The sequence below is a fragment of the Bradyrhizobium sp. CIR18 genome (assembly GCF_014198295.1).
Lineage (GTDB): Bacteria > Pseudomonadota > Alphaproteobacteria > Rhizobiales > Xanthobacteraceae > Bradyrhizobium.
Genome location: NZ_JACIHF010000004.1, coordinates 396447 through 421778, shown reverse-complemented (window position 1 = coordinate 421778; position 25332 = coordinate 396447). Strand labels below are relative to the sequence as shown.

The window sequence follows — 25332 nt, the reverse complement described above, 5'->3', positions numbered from 1 at the left end:
AGCGTCAGACCAAAGGAGCTCTAGAAGGTGAGGACCGGACTTGGTGCAACGATGGTACGGGCGGGCAGGCGGCTGTTGTCGTCGCTGCCGGCGCTGTTCGGTGTGCTGGTCTTCACTTTCCTCCTGATGCGCGTCCTGCCCGGCGACCCCGCGGTGTTCTTCGCCTCGGGGCCCAATGCCGGCAGGGAGGAGATCGAGCAGATCCGCAAGCAGATGGGGCTCGACAAATCGGTGCCGGAGCAGCTCGTGTTCTATCTCTCCGACATCGGCCGCGGCAATCTCGGCCGCTCCATGATGACCGGGCAGCCGGTGCTGAAGGATCTGCGCGAGCGGCTGCCGGCCTCGCTCGAGCTTACCTTCACCGCGCTCCTGATCGCGCTGATCGCCGCGGTGCCGCTCGGCGTGGTCGCGGCCTTGAAGCCGGGCTCGGTCGTCGATCACGGCGTCCGGCTGTTCTGCGCGCTCGGCGTCTGCGTGCCGACCTTCGTGTCGGGCCTGCTGCTGATCTACGTCTTCTACTATCTGCTCGGCCTTGCACCCGATCCGACAGGGCGGATCGACGTTTTTACTTCGCTGCCGCCGCAGCATACCGGGTTTCTCTCGATCGACTTCCTGCTCGCCGGTGATTTCGAGGGATGGTGGGCGGCCTGCAAGCAGCTGATCCTGCCGGCGGTGAGCATGGCGCTGTTCGTGATCGCGCCGCTGGCGCGGATCACGCGTGCCTCGATGCTGGTCTCGCTCGGCAGCGACTTCGTGCGCACCGCGCGCTCGGTCGGGTTGTCCTGGCGCAAGGTGGTCGTGACCTACGCGCTGCGCAATGCGATCCTGCCCGTGATCACCATTGCCGGCATCGTGTTCTCGACCATGCTGGGCGCCAATGTGCTGGTAGAGAAGGTGTTCTCTTGGCCGGGCGTCGCCTCCTATGCGCTCGATGCGCTGCTGTCCTCCGACTATGCGCCGGTGCAGGGCTTTGTGCTGCTGATGGCCAGCCTGTTCGTGCTGGTCAACCTGGTCGTGGACATCTGCTACGGCATCGCCGATCCCAGGGTGTCGATCGGATGACCAGCGCAACTCTCCGCCATTCGGTCTGGATCCTGCGCGGCAACCCGCTCACCGCTGTTGCCGCCACCGGCGTGCTCCTGTTCGTGCTGGTTGCGATCTTCGGACCGTGGATCGTGCCTTACGATCCCGTAGCCTCCAACGTCTCGGAGGCGTTGCTGCCGCCGAGCGCGGCGCACATTGCCGGGACCGACCAGCTCGGACGAGACGTGTTCAGCCGTCTCATCATCGCCGCGCGTCTTGATCTCGCCATTGCGGTCTCGGCCGTCGGCATCTCCTTCGCGATCGGTGCTGTGGTCGGCTCGTTCTGTGGCTATGCCGGCGGCCGGCTCGATCGCGGCGTCGGCCGCTTCGTCGACGTGATGATGGCCTTTCCGCTGTTCGTGCTGGCGATGGCCATGGTCGCAGCCCTCGGCAACCGGATCGAGAACATCGTGATCGCAACCGCGATCATCAATCTTCCCTTCTACATCCGCTTCGCGCGGGCCGAGGTCAATGTCCGGCGCAACGTTGGTTGGGTCGAGGCAGCGCGGGCCTGCGGCGAGAGCCATTTCTCGGTGGTGCTGCGCTTCCTGCTGCCGAACATCCTGCCGGCGATGGCGGTGCAGATCTCCCTCAACCTCGGCTGGGCCATTCTCAACGCCGCGGGCCTGTCCTTCATCGGTCTGGGCGTCAAGCCGCCGACGCCGGAATGGGGCATCATGGTCGCGGAAGGTGCGCGCTTCATCTCGACCGGGCGCTGGTGGCTGGTCGCATTTCCGGGGCTTGCGCTGATGATGGCCGTGCTGTGCTTCAACCTCCTCGGGGACGGGATGCGGGACATTCTCGACCCCCGCATGCGCACATGAGCGAGGCGCTGCTCAGCATTGACGACCTCCACGTCGCGTTCTCGACGCGACGCGGCATGGTCGAGGCCGTGCGCGGCGTGACGCTCACGGTCGAGAAGGGCGAGATGCTCGGCCTCGTCGGCGAGAGCGGCTCGGGCAAGTCGGTGACCGGCTTTGCCACGATGCGGCTGCTCGACACGGCCGGCCGCGTCACCGGCGGCAAGATCCTGTTTCGCGGGCAGGACGTGACCAAGCTCAGGGGCGATGACCTTCGTCAGCTCCAGGGCGCCGCGATGTCGATGATCTTCCAGAACCCGCGGGCGGCGCTCAATCCGATCCGGGCGATCGGCTTGCAGATCGCGGACGCGATCCTCACCCATAAGCGCATCTCGAAAGAGGCCGCGCGGGGCGAGGCGCTGGACCTGCTGCGCGCCGTTCAGATCCGTGAGCCCGAGGCGCGGATGAACGCCTATCCGCACGAGCTTTCCGGCGGCATGTGCCAGCGCGTCATGATCGCGATCGCGATCTCCTGCAATCCCGCGCTGCTGATCGCGGACGAGCCGACCACCGGCCTCGACGTCACCACGCAGAAGGTGGTGATGGATCTCCTGGCAGATATCGCCGCCGCGCGCGGCATGGCCACGATCCTGATCACGCACGATCTCGGGCTTGCTGCGCGCTATTGCCGCCGTATTGCCGTGATGGAACGTGGCCGCATCGTCGAGGAAGCGAGTCCCAGGACACTCTTCAGCGCGCCGCAGCATGCCTATACCAGGCGCCTGGTCGCGGCATCGCCGACCGCGACGTCCCGTATCGAAGATCTCGTGACGGAAGAGGAGCGGGAGCGCTACGCGACTGTCGTCGGCAAGCCCCGAGCGGAGCTCGCGCACGGCACGCCGCCACTTCTGGAGGTGCGAAAACTGGCAAAGCGTTTCGACCAGGGCTCTGCTGCGGTGGCCGACTTCTCGATGACGATGGCCGGCGGCGAGAGCGTCGGGCTCGTCGGCGAGTCCGGGTCCGGCAAGAGCACGACGTCGCGGATGATCTGCCGGCTGATCGACCAGAGCGAAGGCGACATCGTGTTCGACGGGCATTCGATCGGCCACGTGGCCTCGCGCGACTTTCACCGCTCGCCCTTGCGCAAAGACATTCAGATGGTGTTCCAGGATCCGAACGAGAGCCTCAACCCGCGCTTTACGGCCTTCGATTGTATCGCCCACCCCCTGATGCGGCTTGGCGGCATGCGGGCGGGTGAGGCGCTGCGCGAACGGGTGGAAGAATGTGCGGAGCGGGTCGGGCTCCCGCTCGATCTGTTGCCGCGCTTTCCGCACCAGCTCTCCGGCGGCCAGAAGGCCCGCGTCGGCATCGCCCGCGCCATCGCCTGCCGGCCGCGGCTGCTGGTGCTGGACGAGCCGACGGCCGCGCTCGACGTCTCGGTGCAGGCGGTTGTGCTGCAACTGCTCGACCGCCTCAGGCGCGAGAACGACATCGCGCTGCTGTTCGTCAGCCACGATCTCAACGTGGTGCGCATGCTCTGCGACCGCACCATCGTGCTGCGCAATGGCGGAATCGTCGAGCAGGGCGAGAGCCGGGCGCTGTTCGACAATCCGAAGACGGACTACACGCGCAAGCTGGTCGAGGCCATCCCGCATATCGAGACTGGCGAGATGCTGGCGGCAGCTCTGTGAGGCTTGGGCCGGCCCAAAAGACATTGAGATCCCGCTGGCGAAGGTCCGGTTAGTGGCATACCATTTGCACGCCAACGGGTTCTGGTTTCACCTGCTCTTGGCCAACGATGGCCGGCATCACGGCATTAACGGGAGGACTTCATGGATCGCAGGACCGTATTGAAGGGACTGGCTGGCGCGGGCGGTCTGGCATTGACGGGCCTCTCGGCCCCGGCGATCGCGCAGGGCGCATCAGCCCGCACCCTCCGCTTCGTGCCGCAAGCCAATCTCGCCAATTTCGATCCGATCTGGGGCACGCAATATGTCGTGCGCAATGCCGCCGCGCTGGTCTGGGACACGCTTTACGGCATCGACGCGCAGCTGCAGCCGCAGCGGCAGATGGTCGAGTCCGAGGAGACTTCGGACGACGGCAAGATCTGGACGTTCAAGCTGCGCCCCGGTCTCAAGTTCCACGACGGCGAGCCGGTGCTGAGCAAGGATGTCGTCGCGAGCCTGTCGCGCTGGGCTGCGCGCGATCCGATGGGGCTGATGATCCTCGCCAACCAGCAGGAATTGACCGTCGTCGACGACCGCACCTTCAAATGGGTCTTGAAGCAGCCCTTCCCGAAAATGCTCTACGCGCTCGCCAAGAACAACGCGCCGTGCTCCTTCGTCATGCCCGAGCGCATTGCCAAGACGGATCCGTTCAAGCAGATCACCGAGTATGTCGGCTCCGGGCCGATGAAGTTCGCCAAGGGCGAATGGGTGCCAGGCGCCAAGGCGGTGTTCGAGAAGTTCACCGACTACGTGCCGCGCCAGGAGAAGCCGTCGTGGCTCGCAGGCGGCAAGCAGATGCAGCTCGATCGCATCGAATGGATCGTGATGCCTGATCCGGCCACCGCGGCCGCCGCCCTGCAGAACGGCGAGGTCGACTGGTGGGAGAACCCGATCGCCGATCTCGTGCCCGTGCTGAAGAAGAACAAGAACATCAGCGTCGATATCGGCGATCCCCTCGGCAATATCGGCTCGTTCCGCATGAACCATCTGTTCGCGCCGTTCAATGACGTGCGGGCGCGGCGCGCGGTGCTGATGGCCATGAGCCAGGAAGACTACATGCGCGCGATCGTCGGCGACGACAACGCATTGTGGAAGGCGCTGCCCGGCTTCTTCACGCCGGACACCCCGCTCTACAGCGAGTTGGGTGGCGAGATCCTGAAGGGCAAGCGCGATCTCGATGCTGCCAAGAAGCTGCTGGCCGAGAGCGGCTATTCCGGCCAGCCGGTGACGTGCCTCGTGGCGCAGGATCAGCCGATCACCAAGGCGCAAGGCGACGTCACCGCGGATCTCCTGAAGCGGCTCGGCATGAATGTCGACTTCGTCGCGACGGACTGGGGCACGGTCGGCTCGCGCCGCGCGGCGAAGACGCCGCCCGGGCAGGGTGGCTGGAACATGTTCCACAGCTGGCATGCCGGCGCCGACTGCATCACGCCCGCCGCCTACACCGCCATCCGCGCCAATGGCGAGAAGGCCTGGTTCGGCTGGCCCAATAGCCCGAATACCGAGAAGGAGATCACGACCTGGTTCGACGCCAAGAATCTCGAGGAGGAGAAGGCGGCGATCGGGCGGGTCAACAAGGCCGCGCTCGAGGATGTCGTCTATGCGCCGACCGGCTTCTTCCTGACCTACACGGCCTGGCGCAAGAACGTCTCCGGCATCACCAAGGGGCCGCTGCCGTTCTTCTGGGGCGTGTCGAAGTCTGCATGATCGTGCGTTGAGGCCAGATGCTCTCCTACATCCTCCGTCGCATCGTCTCGACCCTGCCGGTCATGGCTATCGTCGCGCTGTTCGTGTTCAGCCTGCTCTACATCGCGCCGGGCGATCCCGCCGTGGTGATCGCGGGCGACCAGGCGAGCCCGGAGGATGTGGAGCGCATCCGCCAGAGCCTCGGTCTCGATCGCCCCTTCCTGGTCCAGTTCGGAAGCTGGGTCTGGCGTATCCTGCACGGCGATCTCGGCACCTCGATCTTCACCAATTTGCCGGTCTCGGCGATGATCGGACAGCGCCTCGGACCGACGCTGTCGCTGATGATCGTCACGCTGCTGCTCACGATCGTGGTGGCGGTGCCGCTCGGCGTGGTGGCGGCCTGGAAGGCCGGCAGCCTGATCGACCGCGTCATCATGGGCTTTGCCGTGTTCGGCTTCTCGCTGCCCGTCTTCGTGGTCGGCTACATGCTCGCCTACATCTTCGCGCTCGAGCTCGAATGGCTGCCGGTGCAGGGCTATACGCCGCTCAACCAAGGCTTCTGGCCCTGGCTCGAGAACCTGATCCTGCCCGCGATCGCGCTCGGCTGCGTCTACATTGCCCTGGTTGCGCGCATCACGCGCGCCGCCATGCTCGAAGTCTTGCAGCAGGACTATATTCGCACCGCCAAGGCCAAGGGCTTGGGGCAGGGCGGCATCCTGTTCATTCACGCGCTGAAGAACGCGGCGGTGCCGATCGTGACCGTGATCGGGATCGGCATCGCGCTGCTGATCGGCGGCGCGGTGGTGACCGAGAGCGTGTTCGCGATTCCCGGCCTAGGCCGGCTCACGATCGATGCCATCCTGCGCCGCGACTATCCCGTCATCCAGGGCATCGTCCTGCTGTTCAGCTTCGTCTACGTCCTCGTCAATCTGATGATCGACGTCATTTATACGCTCGTTGACCCGAGGATCCGCTATTGACCGACACGACCGTCAATCCGCAATCGCTTCCGGCCGGGCTCGTTCTTGCGCCACAACTGCCCGAAATCCTGCGGCCGGTCACGATCCGGCGCGGCTTCGTCGGGTTCTTGCGCGGCCATCCGACGGTCGCAATCGGCGGCGCGCTGCTGCTGGCGCTCGTCCTGATCGCGATCTTTGCGCCCTATCTCTGGACGGTCGATCCGACAGCGCTCGCCCCCGCCAAGCGCACCCGGGCGCCGTCGGCCGATTTCTGGTTCGGCACCGACGTACTCGGCCGCGACATCTATTCACGCGTACTGTTCGGTGCGCGGGTCTCGCTCACGGTCGGCCTGTCGGTCGCTATCTTCGCATCCGTGGCCGGCCTGGCCATCGGCATGGTCTCCGGCTTCATCCGCTGGGCCGACGGCATTCTGATGCGCTTCATGGACGGCTTGATGTCGATCCCGCCGATCCTGCTGGCGATCGCGCTGATGGCGCTGACGCGGGGGAGCGTCGGCAACGTCATCCTCGCCATCACCGTTGCCGAGATCCCGCGCGTTTCGAGGCTCGTGCGCAGCGTGGTGCTGTCGCTGCGCGAGCAGCCTTATGTGGATGCCGCAATCGCCTGCGGCACGCGCACGCCGATGATCATCCTGCGCCACATCCTGCCCAATACGCTTGCGCCCATGCTGGTGCAGGCGACCTACATCTGCGCCAGCGCCATGATCACCGAAGCGATCCTGTCCTTCATCGGCGCCGGCACGCCGCCTACCATTCCATCCTGGGGCAACATCATGGCCGAGGGCCGCGCGTTATGGCAGGTCAAGCCCTACATCGTGTTCTTTCCGGCGGCCTTCCTCTCGGTCACCGTGCTTGCGGTGAATCTACTCGGGGACGGTCTCCGCGATGCGCTCGATCCGCGCATGGCCAAGCGTCTCTGACCGGGGTTGATCGCGATGGCGCTGCTCGAAGTCGAAAACCTCCAGACCCACTTTCGTACCCCGGGCGGCATCAACCGCGCGGTGGACGGGGTGTCCTTCCATGTCAACGAGGGCGAGACGCTCGCCATCGTCGGTGAATCCGGCTGCGGCAAGTCGGTGACATCGATGTCCTTGATGCGGCTGATCCCGGAGCCGCCGGGCAGGATCGCAGGCGCGATCCGCTTTGCAGGGAGAGACCTGCTGCAACTCTCCGATCGCGAGATGCGCGCGATCCGCGGCAACGACATCTCGATGATCTTTCAGGAGCCGATGACCAGCCTCAATCCGGTGCTGACCGTCGGCCGGCAGATCCGCGAGACACTGATGATCCATCAGGGCCTGGACAAGCAGGCCGCCGAGGCGCACGCGATCGAGATGCTGACGCTGGTTGGCATCCCCGAGCCGAAACGCCGCGTGCGCGAATATCCGCACCAGCTCTCCGGCGGCATGCGCCAGCGCGTCATGATCGCCATTGCGCTGGCCTGCAATCCCAAGCTTCTCATTGCCGACGAGCCGACCACCGCGCTCGACGTGACGATTCAGGCGCAGATCCTGAAGCTGATGCTGGACCTCAAGCGCCGGGTCGGCGCCGCCATCATCTTGATCACCCACGACCTCGGCGTCGTCGCCGAGATCGCCGAGCGCGTCATGGTGATGTATGCGGGCCACAAGGTCGAGGAGGCGCCGGTGGCCGAACTGTTCCGCGCGCCGCGGCATCCCTACACGCAGGGCCTGCTTGGCGCGGTGCCGCGGCTCGGCTCGTCGCTCACGGGCACGGCAAGACGCCTCGCCGAAATTCCCGGGCAGGTGCCCGATCTCAGAAAGCCGATCACCGGCTGCGTCTTTGCCGGCCGCTGCGCGCTTGCGACCGATCTCTGTCGTCAATATGCGCCGGGGCTCGAAGAGAAAGGCCCTCGTCACGTCGCCGCCTGCCACTACGCGGCCAAGGGAGCTGTCGCGGCATGAGCCCTCCGCTGCTCCAGGTCAACGACCTCAAGAAGCACTTTCCGGTCAAGTCCGGCCTGTTCGGCCGCAAGTCCGAATTCGTCTATGCGGTCGATGGCGTCTCCTTCGAGATCGCGCGCGGCGAGACGCTGTCGCTGGTCGGTGAGTCCGGCTGCGGCAAGTCGACGGTCGGGCGCGCCATTTTGCGGCTGTTCGACATCACCGCAGGGCAGGTCATCCTCGACGGCCAGCGTATCGACGACGCACATCCGGGCACGATGCGCCAGATGCGCCGGCGCGTGCAGGTGGTGTTCCAGGACCCGTTCTCCAGCCTCAATCCGCGCATGCGGGTGCGCGACATCCTGGCCGAACCGATCCGGAATTTCGGCCTCGCCAAATCCGCCGAGGATCTCGAGGTCCGCGTCACCTCTCTGATGGACACCGTGCGCCTGCCGCGCGAGGCGCTGAACCGCAGGCCGCACGAGTTCTCCGGCGGCCAGCGCCAGCGCATCGGCATCGCCCGCGCGCTCGCGGCCGAGCCCGAGCTGATCGTGTGCGACGAGGCGGTCTCGGCGCTCGACGTCTCGGTCAAGGCGCAGATCGTCAATTTGCTGCAGGATCTCCAGAGCGAGTTCGGCCTCGCGTTGCTGTTCATCAGCCACGACCTCGCGATCGTCGAGCACATGACCCACCGCGTGGCCGTGATGTATCTCGGCAAGATCGTCGAGATAGCGCCGCGCCGAGAGATCTTTGCCGCGCCAAGGCATCCCTACACCAGAGCGCTGCTGTCCGCGGTGCCGCTCCCCGAGCCCGGCGCCCAGCGCAATCCCATCATCCTCAAGGGCGACGTGCCGAGCCCGATCAATCCGCCGAAGGGATGCCGCTTCCACACCCGCTGCCCGCTCGTCTTCGATCGCTGCCGGGTCGAAGAGCCGGTGCTTCGCGCAGTTGGGACCGAGCAGTGGGTGGCCTGTCATCTCGAAGACGGAGCTGTGGCGACGAGCGGCTGAAGGGTGAGATTCGCGCCGGAAATTCGTCAGCAAAAACAACCCCATTCTACTGTGCATGGGGTTGTTTTCGCATTTTTGATGGGGCCGGCCTCAACCCTGCCGGCGCAGGAAGCCCGTGATCGTGACCTTTTCCCAGATGCCGGCCGCGGCAAAGGGGTCGGCGCGGTTGAAGGCCTCGACGTCGTCACGGCCGGGGGCCTCGATCAGGAACAGGCTGCCGATCATGGTTTGACCATCGTCGGAGACGAGCGGCCCCGACATCACGATCTTGACGCCGAAGCGCGAGGTGTCGCTCAGGAACGCCTTGTGGGCATCGTAGTTGGCGAGCCGGGTCGGCAGCGCGCCGGCGCGGTCGACCGCGTGAATGGCGAACAGCATGGTGGTCTCCGTTTCTTGACTTTGGTTCTTGGGACGGCCGCGAGAGGCGGCCGTCCGGACGTGATCGGTGGGCTTACTTCGCGCTGAGCTTGCCGGCATCCTCGAAGGTCAGGCAGGTCCGCTGCTCGAGCGGCACGTCGAAGGGTCCAAAATTGTCCTTGGTGATGACGGTCGGCTTCAGCACGATCTCGCTGATGACCGGCTGATTGCGCAGGGACCGGATCGCCATCATGGTGCCGAGGCAGCCTTGGGCAAATCCGTTGTAGTCGCCGCTCGCGAGCAGCTTGCCGGACTTGATCGCGTCGATGGCCTCCTTGGTACCGTTGATGCCGATCACCTGGGCCTTGCGGTTGGCGCCGTCGAGCGCCTCGATCGCGCCGACCGCCATGGCGTCGTTGGCCGCCAGCACGCCGTCGATCTGCGAATTCGACTGCATCAAATTCTCCATCACCTGGAGCGCCTGGAGCCGCTGGTAGTTGCCCGGCTGCGAGGCCAGGAGCTTCGCACCAGGGGTCTCCTTCAGCGCGTCGTTGAAGCCGCGGACCCGGTCGACATTGGTCAGCGAACCCTTGACGCCCTCGATGATGACGATGTTGCCCTTGCCGCCGAGCGTCTTGAGCAGGAAGCGCGCGGTCTCCAGCCCGAGGCTGTAATCGTCGGCGCCGACGAAGGAGAGGAACTTGCCGCCCGCGGAACGGTCGGTGATGTTGACGACGGGGATCTTGGCTTCGTTGATCTTCTCGACCCCGGGTACCATCGCCTTGTAGTCGACCGGCGTGAACACGATCGCGCTCGGCTTCTTCACCACGACATCCTCGATCTGGCTCAGCTGCTCCGGGATCGAATCCGGCTTGGTCGGGATGTATTGCAGCGTCTTGGCGTTCAGCGTCTTCGCCATGTTGTCGGCGCCGACGCGCACCGTCTGGAAGAACGGGTTGGTCTGGTTCTTGGTGAAGACGGCGATGGTCTCGCCGTCGGCGCGCGCCTCGGTGGTGAACGCGGCCGCCATCAGCAACGGCAGCGCCAGATAGCCCAGTTTCTGTCTCATATTGCCTCCATCCCTCGTTTTGCTTGTTGGATATCGAAAAACACTTACTGCGCGCGGCGGCGGGTCTTCATGTCGAGCCAGACCGCGAGAATGACGATGATGCCGGTGACCAGCGGCTGCCAGTTGGCGCTGACCGAAAGCAGGTTCATGCCGTTCAGCACCAGCGTCAGGATCAGCGCCCCGATGAAGGTGCCGAACACGGTGCCGACGCCGCCGAACAGCGAGGTGCCGCCGATCAGCACGGCCGCGATCGCCGGCAGCGTCAGGCTCTCGCCGATATCGGCCTCGGCCGAATTGAGCCGCGACAGGAAGATGATCGATGCAAGGCCCGCCATGGTGCCCGAGACCGCATAGACCAGCAGCAGGCGGCGCGCGACCGGGATACCGGAGAGGCGGGCCGCGACCGGATTGGCGCCGATCGCATAGATCTCCTGGCCCCAGATCGTCCGCTGCGCAAACAGCGTTCCGATCCCGAGGAACACCAGCAGCAGATAGACCGGGATCGGCAGGCCGAACAGATAGCCGCTGCCGATCTGGCGGAAGCCCGCGGGGAAGCCGTGAAGGGTCTCGCCCGCCATGTACCAGTAGGTGAGGCCGTTCAGCACCCAGAGCATGCCGTAGGTGGCGATGAAGGAGGGGATACGCAGCGCGGTGACCATGATGCCATTGAGCAGGCCAACGATGCCGCCGCAGGCAAGCCCGGTGAGGATGCCGAGCGCGGGCGAACCGGTCTTGTGGATCACGGTGCCGGCGATGCAGGCCGACAGCGCAACATTGGCGCCGACGGAGAGATCGAGGCCGGCGGTCAGCACCACCAGCGTCAGTCCGGAGGCGATGAAGAAGGTCAGGCTTGCTTGTCTCAGCACATTGAGGATGTTGCCGAGGCTGAGGAAGGAATCGCTGAGCACGGCGAGCACCGCGCAGATCAGGAGAGCTGCGAGCAGGCGATAGAACACCTGGATCGCGTCCTGCGACAGGAATGAGCGGGGCGGCATCATGGCGTCTTTCGTGATGTCGGTCATGCCCGGCTCCTGAGACCATCGAGGAACAGCGCGACGATGACGAGGACGCCGACGCTTGCGACCTGCACGGAGGAGGGCAGCGAGATCAGGTTGAGCCCGTTGCGCAACACGCCGACGGAGAGGACGCCGAGCAGGGTACCGAGCAGCCAGCCATTGCCGCGCTCGAACGAGGTGCCGCCGACGGCGACCGCGGCGATGGCATCGAATTCGAGGCCAAGGCCGGCGGTCGGGTGGCCGGAATTCATCCGCGCGGTCATCAACAGGCCCGCGATGCCGGCCATGGCGCCGCCGAGCGCGTAGACCGCGATCAGCAGCTTGTTCGGCGAGAGGCCGGCATAGCGCAGCGCCTCGCGGTTGCCGCCGAGCGCGAAGATGTAGGTACCGAAGCGGGTGTGATAGAGCAGGCCGTGGAACGCAGCGTAGGTGACGAGCGCCATCACGATCGGCACGGGAATGCCGAGCAGCGTCGCCGAATAGATGTCGCGGACGCTGTGGGGGATGCCGACCACGCTCTGGCCGTCGCTGACGATCAGCGACAGGCCCTGGGCCATGCCAAGCGTGCCCAGCGTCGCGACGAAGGGCGGAATGCCGAGGATGGCGACTAGCCAGCCATTTGCGACGCCGAAGGCCGCACCGACCAGCAGGCCGGCGCCGAAACCCAGCAACATCGATTTGGTGGCCAGCGACACGATCGCGACGCAGAGCGAGGTCAGCGTCAGCACCGCGCCCATGGAGAGGTCCAGCCCCTCGGTCATGATGATTAGGGTCATCGGCAGCGCGAGCATGGTCAGGATGGTCGACTGCACCAGCACGTTGGAGAGGTTGGCGACCGACAGGAAGCCGGGCGCGATCACGCTGAACAGCGTGATCAGGAGCACCAGGACGATGGCAACGCCGGGAATGCGTTGCAACGGATTGGGTTGTGAAACGACCGCGGCCTCACGCATGATGCATCCCCAATCGCACGATGTTTTCCTCGGTCAGTTCGTTGCGGTTCAAGTGGCCGGCGATGCGCCCCTCGCGCATCACATAGGCGCGGTCGCAGACATGGCAGATCTCGACCTGCTCGGACGAGATCATCAGTGCCGCCGCGCCTTCCGCGACCAGGCGGTCGATCAGCGCAAAAATCTCGGACTTGGCGCCGATGTCGATGCCGCGCGTCGGCTCGTCGAAGATGAAGAGCTTTGAGCCGGCCGCCAGCCATTTGCCGATCACGACCTTCTGCTGGTTGCCGCCCGAGAGCAGGCCGACGGTCTGCCGCGCGCTCGGCGTTGCGATCCTCAATTGCCGGATCAGGCCGTCGGACGTCCGTTGCGCGCCACGGGAATCGAAAAGTCCGCTCGGGAACAGTCTTCGCAGCGCCGAGACCACCAGATTGTCGCTCACCGAGCGCAGCAGCGCGAGGCCCTCGCTCTTGCGGCTCTCCGGGATCAGCGCGATGCCCCGGCGGGCGGCGAGGTCAGGCTCGCCGGAGATGGTCTTGCCGTCGAAGATGATCTCGCCGGCGCTGACGGGATCGGCGCCGAAGATGGCGCGCGCGACTTCGCTGCGGCCCGAGCCGACCAGGCCGCATAGGCCGACGATCTCGCCCCGGCGCACCTCGATGTTGATGTCGGAGATGCCGGTCGAGGCGGTCAGACCCTTGACCTCTAGCAGCAGATCGCCGGGCTTGTCGGCAAAGTTGCGCGGATAGGTCATGTCGACATTGCGGCCGACCATCATGCGGACCAGTTGGTCCGGCGTAACGTCGGCGGGCCGGACGCCGTCGATGCGCCGGCCGTCGCGCAGCACGGTAATGCGATCGCCAAGCGCGAACACCTCGGCCATCCGGTGCGAGATGTAGACGATCGACACGCCGTCGGCCTTCAGCCGCGCGATCAAGGCGAACAGCAGCTCGGTCTCGCGGTCGGACAGCGCCGCGGTCGGCTCGTCCATCACGAGGATGCGGGCGTCCTGGCTGATCGCCTTGGCGATCTCGACCATCTGCTGCTGCGCGACGCCGAGCTTGTCGACAATGGTGGAGGGATCGATGTCGAAGCCGATGGTATCGAGCACGCGCTTTGCGTCAGCCAGGATCTTGCGGCGGTCGATGGTGCCGGGGATGTGGCCTTTCGGCTCGCGGCCGAGGAAGATGTTCTGTGCGATATCGAGATAGGGGACGAGCGAGAATTCCTGGAAGATCACGGCAATGCCGAGCTTCTGCGCATCTGCCGTCGAGGAGATCGCGACCTTCTCGCCTTTGTAGTAGAACTCACCGGCGTCAGCGCGGTAGGCACCGCAAAGCACCTTCATCAGGCTCGACTTGCCGGCGCCGTTTTCGCCGAGCAGCATGTGGACTTCGCCGGGGTAGACGGCAAAGGACACGTCATCCAGCGCCTTGACGCCGGGGAACTCCTTGCTGATGCCGCGCAGCTCCAGCAGCGGCGTCGGCGAGGTGACCTCGATCGGGAGCGCGTCGCTCATGCTTTGGCTCCGCCTGAAAAGATCTTTCCGGGATTCATCAGACCATTCGGATCGAGCGCGGTCTTGATGGATCGCATCACGTCGACGGCTTCGCCGAGCTCATCGGTGAGATAGTCGATCTTGCCGAGCCCGATGCCATGCTCGCCGGTGCAGGTTCCGTCCATGGCGATGGCGCGGGCGACCATGCGGGCCTGTAGCGCCTTGGCGCCTTCGGCCTCCTCCGGCTTTGTCGGATCGATCAGGATCAGCATGTGGAAATTGCCGTCGCCGACATGGCCAACGATCGGCGCGGTAAAGCCGTGCTCGTCGGCATCGCGCCGCGTCTCGGTCAGGCATTCCGCCAGCCGCGAGATCGGCACGCAGACATCGGTGATCACGGCCCGCGCGCCGGGCCGCAGGCCCAGGCCCGCATAGAGCGTGTTGTCACGGGCGTGCCAGAGCCGGCTGCGGTCTTCCGCGGCCTTCGCCCAGGCAAAGCCGTGACCGCCGTGGTCGGCGGCGATGGCCTGCGCGGCCTCGGCCTGCTCGGCGACCGAACTCTCGGAGCCGTGGAATTCGAAGAACAGGGTGGGCGCTTCGCGATAGCCGAGCTTGGCGTAGGCATTGATGCCGCGCATCATGACGTCGTCGAGCAGTTCGATGCGCGCGACGGGGATCGCGGACTGGATCACGGAGATCGCGGTGTCGACGGCATTATGGAGTGTGTCGAAGCTGCAGACCGCGGCCGAGATCGCCTGTGGCACCGGATGCACCTTCAGCGTGATCTCGGTGATGACGCCAAGCGTGCCTTCCGCGCCGACGAACATGCGGGTGAGGTCATAACCGGCGGCCGACTTGCGCGCACGCTTCGCGGTCCGGATCACGCGGCCATCGGCCAGGACCACTTCCAGCGCCATGACATTGTCCTTCATGGTGCCATAGCGCACCGCCATAGTGCCGGAGGCGCGCGTGGAGGTCATGCCGCCGATCGAGGCGTCGGCGCCGGGGTCGATCGGGAAGAACAGGCCGGTATTGCGCAGCTCCGCATTCAGCTGCTTGCGGGTGATGCCGGGCTGCACCACGACATCCATGTCGCTGTCGTGCACGCTGAGCACCTTGTTCATGCGGGCGAAGTCGAAGCAGACGCCGCCGGCGACCGAGGCCGCATTGCCTTCGAGCGAGGTGCCGGCGCCGAACGGAACGATCGGCATGCCCGCGCTCGCGCACAGCTTCACGATCTCCGCGACCTCCTGCGTGGTCTCAGGGAAGACGACGATGTCGGGCGGCAAATTGCGATAGTGCGACTCGCTTTGCCCGTGCTGATCGAGCACGCCGCGCGCAACGCTCGCGCGCGGGCCGATCATGCCCGTGAGGCGCTCGGCCAAGATGCTCGTGCTGACCCGCGGTCCCATCCTCAGCTCCCGTCTGCTCCCTGTTGCCGGACTCTTGCTGGTCCGTCGCCGCTCTAGCTTAAGCGGCTCTTGCGTTGCTCGCGGCCTGCTTCAGGCCGAAATCATAGTTGAGATGGAAATACTCGCTGTCCACCATGCGACCATCAGGCGCACGGCCGGCCGGATGCCTCGCGAATTCACGGATCAGGCTGTCCTTGACGCCGAACACCACGTCCGAATCGAGATACTGGTCGCCGGCGACGAACACGTGTGTCACGAGCTGCTCAAAGCCAGGCGCGGAAATCATGAAATGCACATGCGCTGGCCGCCAGGGATGACGGCCCTGCGCCTCCAGCATCTCGCCGACCGGCCCGTCATGCGGAATGGGGTAGGCGGCCGGCTTGATCGACCAGAAATGAAATCTGCCGTTGGCGTCGGTGTGGAAGCGCGCGCGCATCGCGAGATCGCCGATGGCGTCGAGCTGCTGCACGTCGTAATAGCCGTCATCGTCGGAGTGCCAGACGTCGACGACGGCCCCTGTGAGCGGCTTTCCGTCGACGGTCGACACCGAGCCGGTGACAAGCATCGGATCGCCCTCCATCGGACCGGAGATATCCGCGCCGCTGTCTTTTTCCGGTGCGGCCTGGACGAAGAACGGGCCGAGCACCGTTGTCTCGGTCGCGCCCTCCGGCACCGGGTGGTTGATCGCATCGACCAGCATGGAGACGCCGAGCGTGTCCGACAGCAGGATGAACTCCTGGCGCTTGTCGTCGCACATGTGGCCGGTGCGGGTCAGGAAGTCGATGCCGAACTCCCATTCCTTCTGGGTCGGCCGCACCTCGCGGACGAAGGCATGAAGGTGGCGCACCAGCGCTTCGCTGACCTGCTTGATGCGCGGATCGGTTGCGTCCTTGATCCGCTCCAGCACCGCGTCGGTGATCGTGTTCTCGTTGAAATTGCGCATATGTGCCTTCCGCCGATCAGAGTTTGGGCTCGCCGAGCCCGGACAGCCGTTCGAGATGCTTGACGGTCGCGATGAAGTCGGTGTCGCCGTCGCCTTGCGCGACCAGCGAGCCGTAGGTCTCGCGCACTTGCGCCGCGAGTTGCAACGGCACGCCGACGGCGTGGCCGGCTCCCAGGATCAGGTCGAGATCCTTGGCCATCTGCTTGCAGGAGAAAGTGGATTCGAAATCGCGGGTTCGCAGCGGCGCGGTCTTGTACTTCACCATCGGCGAGGCCACCGCGCTGTCGTCGAGCACCTTCAAGATGTCCTGCCAGGCGATGCCGCCCTTGCGCGCGAGCGCCAGGCTCTCCGCCATCATCGCCGCCGATACTGCGATCATCAGATTGACCGAGAGTTTCGCGTAACGGGCTTCCTCGGCCGGCCCGAGATAGGTCTGCGCGCGGGTGAAGGCGGCGAACAGCGGCTTTGCGTTTTCGAAGGCGTCTTTCGGCCCCGAGACGAAGCAGGTCAGCGCGCCCGTATGAACGATGCTGGCATTGCCGGAGACCGGTGCGCGCAGATAGGCAATGCCGCGGGCCTGCGCCGCGGCCGCAACTTCCGTAGAAGCCTCGACGCTCACTGTGCTGGTTTCGATCAAAACGGCGCCGGGCGCCATGGCGGCGATGACGCCGGTGGGGCCGAGCATGGCGCCGCGCAACGCGACGTCGTCGGGCAGGGAGGTGACGACAGCCGCCTTGCCGCTCACGGCCTCGGCCGGCGATGCGGCAATCGCAATGCCTTGTGTGCGTGCCTCGTTGATCCGCGCGGCGCTCTGGTCGAACGCGGTGACGGCATAACCGGCCTTGGCGACAAGCGCCGACATCGGCAGGCCCATCTTGCCGATCCCGATGAAAGCGATGTTTTTCGAGGTGTCTGTCATTGTTGTTGTCCGTTGGCGCCTCAGGCGGCGCGTCCCTGTCGTTCGATGTCCTGCACCAGCCGCCGGCCGGATTGCGCCAGTAGCTCTTTCTTCGTCTCCAACCCCTCAGCCAGCAGTCGGCCGTTCCGCTTCTTCCAGGCGCCGCCGATCATGACCGCCTCGATATTGGCGAGGCTCGTCTGCATCAGAACGGTGGCGACGGGATCGTGCACCGGGACGAGGTTGAGATCGGAGGCGTTGATGATGACGAGGTCGGCAAGTTTCCCGGGTGTCAGCGAGCCGATCTGGTTTTCGCGGCCGAGCATGCGAGCGCCTTCCGTCGTGATCCAGCGCAGCGCCTCGCGCACCGGAATCGTGGTCGTAGCGGGGATGGTGCCGCTGGTCTTGCGGGACTCCGCATTGTCGAGCGATCGCTGCATCGAGAGCGCAATGCGCGCGGCGGAGAACAGGTCGCCGGCGAGGATTGATTCGAGGTCAATGCCGATGGTCGGTCGCACGCCACGCTTGAGCAACCGCCCGGTGATCGGAAAGCCATGGCCCTGGATCATCTCGTTCTCGGGCGTCACCGAGAAGGAGACGCCGAGATCGACGAGACGATCGAGCAGATCGTCGGGCAGATCGTTGCCATGGACGATGTTGATGCCGGTGCCGACGAGGCCGGCTTCGATCAGCTTCTCCCAGCCGCCGGGTGTCTTGGCCGGGCCACCCCCCTGATGCATCGATGCGATCAGCTTGAGCTCGCGCGCCATGCGGAAGTCATGCATGGCGACCTCGAGCGTCGAATAATGCGGGCCGAGGATCGCAAGGCCGAGCGTGACGAGGCCGTCGCGGTCGGCGAGGGGACCCGCCAGCAGCCGCTCGACCTCGCGGCGCGGATGCGGCACTTCCGAGAAATGCGGCTCGCCCGGCTTTGGCTCCGGCTTCGGCGAGCCATGGAAGAAGGCGGCGCGAATGCCGCTCTCGATCAGGCCGCGCACGGCGGCGTCGGTATGATCAGGCGTCGGATTGTTGTGGCACCAGTCGACCAGCGTGGTGGTGCCGCAATTGATCTGGTTCAACGCGCCCACGAGGGTTGCGATGTAAATGTCGTCGGGCCGGAACGCGGTCGCAAGGCCCGCATGCATGCGGCGGAAATATTCCAGCAACGTCCAGTTCGCGGCATAGCCGCGCAGGCCGGTCTGCCAAGTGTGCATATGCGCGTTGATCAGGCCGGGGATGACGATGCGCCCTGCGCCGTCGACGATCTCCGTGTCGGCCGCGACGTCGATCGATGGCCGCACCTCGACGATGCGGCTGCCCTCGATCAGCACGTCGCCGTTGCCGAGGTCGCCGATCGCGTCATCCATGCTGATGACGGTCGCGGATCTGATCAGGGTGCGCTGCATCGCCTCAAGCCGCCGCTTTGATTGGGGCCGGCGGCTCGCCAGCCCAGGCGCGCGCGATCAGGTCGCGGATGGCGCCGCGCTCGAGCGGGCGCGGATTCCAGTAGGCGTTGGTGACGGCAAGATCAGCCGCCTTGTCGATGCCGCCCTCGGGCATCCCGATATCGCGGAGTGCCGTCTTCGCACCCAACCGCTTCGCAAGCTCGAAAAGTCCCTGCGATGCATCGGCGGCCCCGATCGCGCGGGAGACGCGTGCCATCGCGTCGGGCACGGCTGGCGCGTTGTAGGCGAGCGCATGCGGCAGCACGATGGTGTGTGTCTCGGCATGCGGCAGGTCGAAGGTTCCACCGAGCGTGTGGCAGAGCTTGTGATGCAGCGCCATGCCGACGGTGCCAAGACAGACGCCGCACAGCCATGCACCATAAAGTGCTTCGGTGCGGGCCTCGCGGTCATCGCCCTTGGCCGCGATGGCAGGCAGGGCGCGGGCCAGTGCGCGGATGCCTTCTTCCGCCATCAGCGAGGTCACGGGATTGGCATCCCGCGCATAGAGGGCCTCAACGGCATGGGCGATCGCGTTGATGCCCGATGTCGCGGCCAGGCTCGCCGGCAGCGTCAAGGTGAGATCGACATCGTAGATCACGGTCTCCGGCAGGATTGCCGCATCGCGCACCGTGGTCTTCAGGCCGTTCTCGGTCTGGCCGACGATCGGCGTCATCTCGGAGCCTGCATAGGTGGTGGGAATGCAGAGCTGATTGATTCCGGTGCGCAAGGCCAGCGCCTTGCCGAGGCCGGTTGTCGAGCCGCCGCCGAGTGAGACGACGCAGTCGGCCTCGCACGCCTTCATCGCCGCGAGCGCACGCTCCGTAACCTCAACAGGCGTGTGCATGGTGGCGCCGGAAAACAGTCCGGCATAGAGCGAGCCGAGCGCCGCCCCCAGGCTCTTGCCTTGCGCCTCCTGCTGCGGCGTCGTCAGCACCAGGGCGCGCTTGCCGCCGAGCCGCTCGACCTCGGCCTTCGCGGAGCCAAGCGTTCCGCTGCCGAACACGACGCGGCAGGGCAGGTTTTCAAAGGTGAACGAACCGATCATGCGCCGGTCTCTTTGATGGGATAATCGACCTGGAAGCGCCCGATCCGCAAGTCGCCAAGCGCCTCGCGCACGCGCAGATGTTCCGGATGGTTGGCATAGGCCGAGAGCGCGGCCTGGTCGGTGAATTCGGAGAACAGCACCACGTCGCAGGCGTAATCCACCGCGCTGACGTCCATGCCGACTTCGATATGGGTGAGGCCGTCGATCCGGCCCTTGAGGCCCTCGAACAGGGTCTTGACCTTGACCCGGGCGGCGGAGCGCTCCTCGGGGCTTTCCCCGCGCAGCCGCCACATCACGATGTGCCTGATCGGGCCCGACATTTCCTGATTTCCTCGCCTGCCATTGTGCTTTGTTGGCGCTATTTTGCCTTGCAGAAATCGGAAATAAAGGCCAAAATTTGTAAGTCTCTTTTCCTATTTTCGCAAAAATGGACCGGCTGCTCCAACTCGAAGTCTTCTCCAAAACCGCCGAGCTCGGCAGCCTGTCCAAGGCCGCCGAAATCCTGCGGATGTCGAACGCGGCCGCCAGCCGCCACCTCAGCGCGCTGGAGGAACGACTCGCAGTCAGGCTGATCGAGCGCAACACGCGCCGCCTATGGCTGACGGAGGCAGGGCAGGAGCTCCTGCAGCGGTGCGGCACATTGTTGAACGAGCTCGCCGAAGCCGAGGATGCCGTCTCCGACCGCGCGCTGTCGCCGAAGGGCATGCTGCGCGTGACGAGCTCGCTGTCCTTTGCGATGATCTATCTCGCGCCGATGCTGCCCGCCTTCCGCGCGCTCTATCCTGATCTCAGCGTGCAGATCATCAGCGCAAACCGCTACCTGGACTTCATCGAGGCCGGCATTGACGTCGCGATCCGCACGCGCGAGCACGAGCCGGACTCCAACATCATCGTCCGCCGTATCGGCCAGATGCACCGCGTGCTCGCGGCGGCGCCGTCATATCTGGAGAAGCACGGCCGGCCGGAGCACCCTGCCGATCTCGCCCGCCACAACATGCTGATCTACAATCTCGCCAACGATCCCTATTCGCTGCGGCTCAGCCAGGGCAGCACGACGCAGACGGTGCGGATCGCGCCGACGCTCGACAGCAATGATGGCCAGATCATCTGCGGTGCGGCACGCGCGGGGCTCGGCATCCTGATCCAGCCACTTTACATCGTGCAGAGCGATATCGCGGCCGGCCGGCTCGTGCCTGTCCTGATGGGCTGGGAGTTGCCGCTGCTCACCATGAACATCGCCTATCAAAACCGCGTCCGGCTGCCCGCCAAGATCAGGGTGTTTTCCGACTTCCTGGTCAGCCACATCCGCGAGCATTCGGAACCGGGGATCTGGATCGACGCGGCGAAGTGAGCGGAAGCAGTCATGTATCTCGGCATCGATCTCGGCACCTCCGCAGTCAAGACCGTTCTCGTCGACGGTGCCCAGCGCGTGATTGCAAGCGAGAGCCGGCCGCTGACGATCACCTCGCCGCAATCAGGCTATTCCGAGCAGGATCCCGCGCAATGGATCGAGGCGACCTTCGCCACGCTCGATGCCCTGAAGGTGTCGCATGGAAGAGAACTCGCGGCGGTCGAAGGCATCGGGCTGTCCGGCCAGATGCATGGCGCCACGCTGCTCGATGCGAGCTTGAGACCGCTGCGGCCTTGTATCCTCTGGAACGACGGACGCGCCGCCGCCGAGTGTCGCGTCCTGGAGCAGCGCTGGCCCGCCTTGCGTGCAGTGACGGGCAACAAGGCGATGCCGGGATTCACCGCGCCAAAACTGCTCTGGATCGCGAGGCACGAACCCGAAGGCTTTGCAGCGACGAAGTTGGTGCTGCTGCCAAAGGCCTACCTGCGCCTGGTGCTATCAGGCGAAGCCATCGAGGACGTCTCGGATGCGTCGGGATCCCTGTGGCTCGACGCCGCGCGCCGCGACTGGTCGGACGCAGCGCTGGCGGCGACCGGACTGTCGCGCGAGCACATGCCGCGTTTGGTCGAGGGATGCGCGCCTGCAACGACGCTGCGCAGCGAGCTCGCGCGACGCTGGGGTATGACCCGGCCGCCGGTGATCGCGGGCGGCGCCGGCGACAATCCGGCCGGCGCTGTCGGCATCGGCGCGATCGAGCCGGGAACCGCATTCATCTCGCTGGGAACCTCGGGTGCCTTGCTGGCCCCGACCAACAGGGTAGCCGCCAACCCCAACCGCGTCGTGCACACGTTCTGTCACGCCATTCCCGGCATGTGGATTCAAGCCGGCGCGATCCTGTCGGCTGCCTCCTGCCTTGCCTGGGCCGCGCGCGTGTTCGGCGTCAGCGAGGCTGAATTGCTGGCACCGCTCGGATCGCGCCCGCGGGCACCATCGCCCGTGAGCTTCCTGCCGTATCTCGCGGGTGAGCGGACGCCGCACGACGATTCCGTCGTGCGCGGCATGCTCGATGGCTTGAGCCATGGCACCGATCGCGGGATGATCGTGCAGGCGGTGCTCGAGGGCGTTGCGTTTGCGCTCGCCGATTGCCGCGACGCACTCGCCGATGCTGGCATTGTGATTGCGGAAGCCGATGCCATTGGCGGTGGTTCACGGTCCGGCTTCTGGCTCTCGGTGTTGGCGAACGTGCTGAATGTTCCGATCCACCGCTTCGCCGGAGGTGAGACCGGCGCCGCGTTCGGTGCGGCGAGATTGGGGCGACTTGCTGTCACGGGTGAGGCAATCGAAACCGTGTGCACGCGGCCGCAACGCATCGACACGTTCGAACCTGACGCTGGGCTGACGGATGCTTATGCCGAGCGGCTTCCCGCGTGGCGCGAACTGTATCGGCCGCGCCACTAGCATCGCCTCGATGCTACATTCCGGCCTGTTCGGTATTGCCCTGTGCCGCGGCCTTTTGTTTAATGCGCAAGCCGCGCTGACAGAATGATTGAGACGCGGGTGGGAAACGCATTGTGCGCCGGGAGGCACGATGAACGATCCGATCCTCGAGATGCGTGGGGTCTCAAAATCCTTCTTCGGCATCAAGGCGCTGCGTGCCGTCGATCTCACCGTCTATGCCGGCGAAATTCATGCGTTGATGGGTGAGAACGGCGCCGGCAAGTCGACGCTGATGAAGATCCTGTCCGGCGCCTACAGACCCGATCCCGGCGGCGAGATCCGCATCGAAGGACATCCGGTCCGGATCGAAGGCCCGCTCGGCGGCCGCGCGGCGGGCATCTCCATCATCTATCAGGAGCTGTCGCTCGCGCCCAATCTCAGTGTTGCCGAGAATATCTATCTGGGACGGGAGATATCGCGGACAGGCTTGCTGGCGCGCGGCGCCATGCGCGAGGCCGTCGGTCCGATCCTGAAACGGCTCGGCGCTGACTTCCAGCCGTCGACGCTGGTGGCGCATCTCTCCATGGGACAACGGCAGCTGGTCGAGATCGCGCGGGCGCTGCATGCGAGATCAAAGATCCTGATCATGGACGAGCCGACCACCTCCTTGTCGGCCGCCGAAAGCGAGCGGCTGTTCGCGCTGATCCGGCAGCTTCGCGCCGAGGGCCTCGCCATCATCTACATCTCGCATCGCATGGACGAGGTCTACGCGCTCGGCGACCGCGTCACCGTGCTGCGCGACGGCCGGCTGGTCGGCTCGCTCGACAAGGCCGAGATCCGTGCCGACACCATCGTGCGGCTGATGGTCGGACGCGACGTCTCATCGTTCTACAAGAAGGACCATGATCCGGAGGCAGGACGCGGCCATCCCGTGCTCGCCGCGATCGACATGGCCGATGGCCTGCGCGTCAAGGGCTGCTCGCTGACCGTGCACGCTGGCGAGGTGGTGGGCCTCGCCGGCCTGATCGGCGCCGGCCGCACCGAGCTTGCGCATCTCATCATCGGCGCGGCGCACAAGACGTCGGGACGTCTCGAGCTGGAGGGGCGTCCGGTCGAGATCCGTACACCGGGTGAGGCGCTCGAGGCCGGCATCGCCTATCTGACCGAGGACAGGAAGGCGCTCGGCTTGTTCCTGGACATGTCGTGTCTGGACAACATCAACCTCGCGGTGCTTGGCGCGCGATGCGAAGCTCGGCTGGTTCCTGGATCGTGACAAGGCACGCGAGCGCGCCGATCGAGCCTTCGCAGGGCTCAGCATTCGCGCCGCCAATGTCGGCGTCCCCGCCGGTGGCCTGTCCGGCGGCAACCAGCAGAAGCTGCTGCTGTCGCGGCTTCTTGCCATTGCGCCAAAGGTGCTGATCCTCGACGAGCCGACGCGCGGCGTCGACGTCGGCGCCAAGTCCGAGATCTATTCGATCATCGACAATCTCGCCAAGGCCGGCACCGCCATCCTCGTCATCTCGTCCGATCTGCCGGAGATTATCGGCATCTGCGACCGCGTCGTCGTCATGCGAGCCGGGCACATCGCCGGCGAGGTCAGGCGTGAAGCGGCGGTTGCGCTGAACCAGGAAGACATCATGGCGCTTGCGACGGGGATGGAGCATCTCGATGCCTGACAATGGTGCTTCGCAGGCCAAGCCGGCATCGACGACGACCAACGGTGCTGCCGCAGAGTCCAAGCGCCAGCGGGTGAGGGTGCTGATCAGCGCGCTCGGCATGCTGCCGGTGCTGCTGATCCTCTGCATCGGCTTCCATTTCCTGTCCGAGGGCCGCTTCTTCACCGGACAAAATCTCGGCATCGTGCTGCAGCAGGCGGCGGTGAACACCGTGCTCGCCGCGGGCATGACCTTCGTGATCCTCACCGGCGGCATCGACCTTTCGGTCGGCTCGATCCTGGCGGCTTCCGCGATGGCCGGGTTGACGCTCTCCAAGATGCCGGAGCTCGGGATGCTGTGGCTGCCGGCCGCGCTGCTCACCGGCCTTGGCTTCGGCGTCGTCAACGGCGCGTTGATCGCGCTGCTCCGATTGCCGCCCTTCATCGTCACGCTCGGTTCGCTCACCGCCGTGCGCGGCCTGGCGCGACTGCTCGGCGCCGACACCACGGTGTTCAATCCCTCGATTCCCTACGCCTTCATCGGCAACGGCTCGCTGACACTCATTCCCGGCGTCGTCTCGATCCCATGGCTCTCGGTGATCGCCCTGCTCGTCATTCTCGTCTCGTGGCTGGTGCTGCGCCGGACCGTGCTCGGCGTGCACATCTATGCGGTTGGCGGCAATGAAAGCGCGGCGCGGCTGGCCGGCATCAAGGTCTGGGCGGTGCTGATCTTCGTCTACGGCGTCTCCGGGCTCTTCGCCGGGCTCGGCGGCGCCATGCAGGCGGCGCGGCTCTATGCCGCCAACGGCCTGCAGCTCGGCCAGTCCTACGAGCTCGACGCCATCACCGCCGTGATCCTCGGCGGCACCTCATTCGTCGGTGGCATCGGCTCGATCTGGGGTACGCTGGTCGGCGCGCTGATCATCGCCGTGCTCTCGAACGGCCTGATCCTCGTCGGCGTCTCCGACATCTGGCAATACGTGATCAAGGGCCTCGTGATCATCGGCGCCGTCGCGCTCGACCGCTACCGGCTGCAGGGCTCCGCCAGAACGTGAAAGGTTCCGGTG

At 65.6% G+C, this 25332-nt stretch carries 22 protein-coding genes and 1 pseudogene; 12 read left to right on the top strand and 11 right to left on the bottom strand.

What is annotated here, in order from left to right; translation table 11 throughout:
* Positions 1-27 precede the first annotated feature (27 nt).
* The 8 genes from GGD65_RS17750 (at position 28) to GGD65_RS17715 (ending at position 9190) form a co-directional block, all read left to right on the top strand.
* The gene (locus GGD65_RS17750; protein WP_183236067.1) at positions 28-1062 is read left to right on the top strand and encodes an ABC transporter permease; all 1035 of its coding nucleotides are present in this window, start codon (positions 28-30) and stop codon (positions 1060-1062) included.
* The gene (locus GGD65_RS17745; protein WP_018315991.1) at positions 1059-1907 is read left to right on the top strand and encodes an ABC transporter permease; all 849 of its coding nucleotides are present in this window, start codon (positions 1059-1061) and stop codon (positions 1905-1907) included. Before GGD65_RS17750 ends, GGD65_RS17745 begins: the two co-directional genes overlap by 4 nt.
* Entirely contained in the window at positions 1904-3574 is a 1671-nt protein-coding gene (locus GGD65_RS17740) for an ABC transporter ATP-binding protein (protein WP_183236066.1), read from the top strand. Before GGD65_RS17745 ends, GGD65_RS17740 begins: the two co-directional genes overlap by 4 nt.
* 141 nt (positions 3575-3715) lie before the next feature.
* On the top strand, positions 3716-5317 hold the full coding sequence (locus tag GGD65_RS17735; RefSeq protein WP_183236065.1) for an ABC transporter substrate-binding protein: 1602 nt from the start codon (positions 3716-3718) through the stop codon (positions 5315-5317).
* Between the two features lie 17 nt (positions 5318-5334).
* Positions 5335-6276, top strand: a complete 942-nt coding sequence (locus GGD65_RS17730; protein ID WP_183236064.1) for an ABC transporter permease — start codon at positions 5335-5337, stop codon at positions 6274-6276.
* Positions 6273-7196: an ABC transporter permease gene (locus GGD65_RS17725; RefSeq protein WP_018315995.1), complete on the top strand. Its 924-nt coding sequence runs from the start codon at positions 6273-6275 to the stop codon at positions 7194-7196. The genes GGD65_RS17730 and GGD65_RS17725 overlap by 4 nt, the downstream gene beginning before the upstream one ends.
* 15 nt (positions 7197-7211) lie before the next feature.
* Positions 7212-8201, top strand: coding sequence for an ABC transporter ATP-binding protein (locus GGD65_RS17720; protein WP_183236063.1), 990 nt, complete (start codon positions 7212-7214; stop codon positions 8199-8201).
* Positions 8198-9190, top strand: a complete 993-nt coding sequence (locus GGD65_RS17715) for an ABC transporter ATP-binding protein (protein WP_028142478.1) — start codon at positions 8198-8200, stop codon at positions 9188-9190. The genes GGD65_RS17720 and GGD65_RS17715 overlap by 4 nt, the downstream gene beginning before the upstream one ends.
* Positions 9191-9280: 90 nt before the next feature.
* On the opposite strand, the gene GGD65_RS17710 is transcribed toward GGD65_RS17715, so the two are convergent.
* The 11 genes from GGD65_RS17710 to GGD65_RS17660 form a co-directional block, all read right to left on the bottom strand.
* Positions 9281-9568: a YciI family protein gene (locus GGD65_RS17710; RefSeq protein WP_091952730.1), complete on the bottom strand. Its 288-nt coding sequence runs from the start codon at positions 9566-9568 to the stop codon at positions 9281-9283.
* 73 nt (positions 9569-9641) lie between these two features.
* Positions 9642-10616, bottom strand: a complete 975-nt coding sequence (locus GGD65_RS17705; protein ID WP_183236062.1) for a sugar ABC transporter substrate-binding protein — start codon at positions 10614-10616, stop codon at positions 9642-9644.
* Between the two features lie 44 nt (positions 10617-10660).
* Complete coding sequence (locus GGD65_RS17700; protein WP_179731282.1) at positions 10661-11638, bottom strand: ABC transporter permease; 978 nt, start codon at positions 11636-11638, stop codon at positions 10661-10663.
* Positions 11635-12585, bottom strand: a complete 951-nt coding sequence (locus GGD65_RS17695; RefSeq protein WP_092256105.1) for an ABC transporter permease — start codon at positions 12583-12585, stop codon at positions 11635-11637. The genes GGD65_RS17700 and GGD65_RS17695 overlap by 4 nt, the downstream gene beginning before the upstream one ends.
* On the bottom strand, positions 12578-14101 hold the full coding sequence (locus GGD65_RS17690) for a sugar ABC transporter ATP-binding protein (protein WP_183236061.1): 1524 nt from the start codon (positions 14099-14101) through the stop codon (positions 12578-12580). The genes GGD65_RS17695 and GGD65_RS17690 overlap by 8 nt, the downstream gene beginning before the upstream one ends.
* Positions 14098-15492: an FAD-linked oxidase C-terminal domain-containing protein gene (locus GGD65_RS17685; RefSeq protein WP_183236060.1), complete on the bottom strand. Its 1395-nt coding sequence runs from the start codon at positions 15490-15492 to the stop codon at positions 14098-14100. Before GGD65_RS17685 ends, GGD65_RS17690 begins: the two co-directional genes overlap by 4 nt.
* 58 nt (positions 15493-15550) lie before the next feature.
* Entirely contained in the window at positions 15551-16435 is an 885-nt protein-coding gene (locus tag GGD65_RS17680) for an intradiol ring-cleavage dioxygenase (RefSeq protein ID WP_183236059.1), read from the bottom strand.
* 16 nt (positions 16436-16451) lie between these two features.
* Positions 16452-17354: an NAD(P)-dependent oxidoreductase gene (locus tag GGD65_RS17675; protein ID WP_179731275.1), complete on the bottom strand. Its 903-nt coding sequence runs from the start codon at positions 17352-17354 to the stop codon at positions 16452-16454.
* 20 nt (positions 17355-17374) lie between these two features.
* On the bottom strand, positions 17375-18739 hold the full coding sequence (locus GGD65_RS17670; RefSeq protein ID WP_183236058.1) for an amidohydrolase family protein: 1365 nt from the start codon (positions 18737-18739) through the stop codon (positions 17375-17377).
* A 4-nt stretch (positions 18740-18743) separates the two neighbouring features.
* The gene (locus tag GGD65_RS17665; RefSeq protein ID WP_183230938.1) at positions 18744-19823 is read right to left on the bottom strand and encodes a maleylacetate reductase; all 1080 of its coding nucleotides are present in this window, start codon (positions 19821-19823) and stop codon (positions 18744-18746) included.
* On the bottom strand, positions 19820-20143 hold the full coding sequence (locus GGD65_RS17660) for a Dabb family protein (RefSeq protein ID WP_038947956.1): 324 nt from the start codon (positions 20141-20143) through the stop codon (positions 19820-19822). Before GGD65_RS17660 ends, GGD65_RS17665 begins: the two co-directional genes overlap by 4 nt.
* 107 nt (positions 20144-20250) lie before the next feature.
* On the opposite strand from GGD65_RS17660, the gene GGD65_RS17655 reads away from it, so the two are divergent.
* From GGD65_RS17655 to GGD65_RS17640, 4 genes and pseudogenes are all read left to right on the top strand, one after another.
* Positions 20251-21174, top strand: coding sequence for a LysR family transcriptional regulator (locus GGD65_RS17655; RefSeq protein ID WP_018316009.1), 924 nt, complete (start codon positions 20251-20253; stop codon positions 21172-21174).
* A gap of 12 nt (positions 21175-21186) precedes the next feature.
* Positions 21187-22632, top strand: coding sequence for a xylulokinase (xylB, locus tag GGD65_RS17650; protein WP_183236057.1), 1446 nt, complete (start codon positions 21187-21189; stop codon positions 22630-22632).
* Positions 22633-22762: 130 nt separating this feature from the next.
* Positions 22763-24287, top strand: a pseudogene (locus tag GGD65_RS17645) (sugar ABC transporter ATP-binding protein).
* The gene (locus GGD65_RS17640) at positions 24280-25320 is read left to right on the top strand and encodes an ABC transporter permease subunit (RefSeq protein ID WP_183236056.1); all 1041 of its coding nucleotides are present in this window, start codon (positions 24280-24282) and stop codon (positions 25318-25320) included. The pseudogene GGD65_RS17645 and the gene GGD65_RS17640 overlap by 8 nt, the downstream one beginning before the upstream one ends.
* The last annotated feature ends 12 nt before the right edge of the window (positions 25321-25332 follow it).

Coding starts and splice junctions, on each gene's coding strand:
- GGD65_RS17695 (WP_092256105.1), bottom strand. CDS start 12,585: ATGCGTGAGGCCGCGGTCGTTTCACAACCCAATCCGTTGCAACGCATT.
- GGD65_RS17670 (WP_183236058.1), bottom strand. CDS start 18,739: ATGCAGCGCACCCTGATCAGATCCGCGACCGTCATCAGCATGGATGAC.
- xylB (WP_183236057.1), top strand. CDS start 21,187: ATGTATCTCGGCATCGATCTCGGCACCTCCGCAGTCAAGACCGTTCTC.
- GGD65_RS17740 (WP_183236066.1), top strand. CDS start 1,904: ATGAGCGAGGCGCTGCTCAGCATTGACGACCTCCACGTCGCGTTCTCG.
- GGD65_RS17730 (WP_183236064.1), top strand. CDS start 5,335: ATGCTCTCCTACATCCTCCGTCGCATCGTCTCGACCCTGCCGGTCATG.
- GGD65_RS17665 (WP_183230938.1), bottom strand. CDS start 19,823: ATGATCGGTTCGTTCACCTTTGAAAACCTGCCCTGCCGCGTCGTGTTC.
- GGD65_RS17705 (WP_183236062.1), bottom strand. CDS start 10,616: ATGAGACAGAAACTGGGCTATCTGGCGCTGCCGTTGCTGATGGCGGCC.
- GGD65_RS17680 (WP_183236059.1), bottom strand. CDS start 16,435: ATGCGCAATTTCAACGAGAACACGATCACCGACGCGGTGCTGGAGCGG.
- GGD65_RS17655 (WP_018316009.1), top strand. CDS start 20,251: ATGGACCGGCTGCTCCAACTCGAAGTCTTCTCCAAAACCGCCGAGCTC.
- GGD65_RS17720 (WP_183236063.1), top strand. CDS start 7,212: ATGGCGCTGCTCGAAGTCGAAAACCTCCAGACCCACTTTCGTACCCCG.
- GGD65_RS17640 (WP_183236056.1), top strand. CDS start 24,280: ATGCCTGACAATGGTGCTTCGCAGGCCAAGCCGGCATCGACGACGACC.
- GGD65_RS17735 (WP_183236065.1), top strand. CDS start 3,716: ATGGATCGCAGGACCGTATTGAAGGGACTGGCTGGCGCGGGCGGTCTG.
- GGD65_RS17675 (WP_179731275.1), bottom strand. CDS start 17,354: ATGACAGACACCTCGAAAAACATCGCTTTCATCGGGATCGGCAAGATG.
- GGD65_RS17700 (WP_179731282.1), bottom strand. CDS start 11,638: ATGACCGACATCACGAAAGACGCCATGATGCCGCCCCGCTCATTCCTG.
- GGD65_RS17685 (WP_183236060.1), bottom strand. CDS start 15,492: ATGGGACCGCGGGTCAGCACGAGCATCTTGGCCGAGCGCCTCACGGGC.
- GGD65_RS17710 (WP_091952730.1), bottom strand. CDS start 9,568: ATGCTGTTCGCCATTCACGCGGTCGACCGCGCCGGCGCGCTGCCGACC.
- GGD65_RS17660 (WP_038947956.1), bottom strand. CDS start 20,143: ATGTCGGGCCCGATCAGGCACATCGTGATGTGGCGGCTGCGCGGGGAA.
- GGD65_RS17690 (WP_183236061.1), bottom strand. CDS start 14,101: ATGAGCGACGCGCTCCCGATCGAGGTCACCTCGCCGACGCCGCTGCTG.
- GGD65_RS17745 (WP_018315991.1), top strand. CDS start 1,059: ATGACCAGCGCAACTCTCCGCCATTCGGTCTGGATCCTGCGCGGCAAC.
- GGD65_RS17715 (WP_028142478.1), top strand. CDS start 8,198: ATGAGCCCTCCGCTGCTCCAGGTCAACGACCTCAAGAAGCACTTTCCG.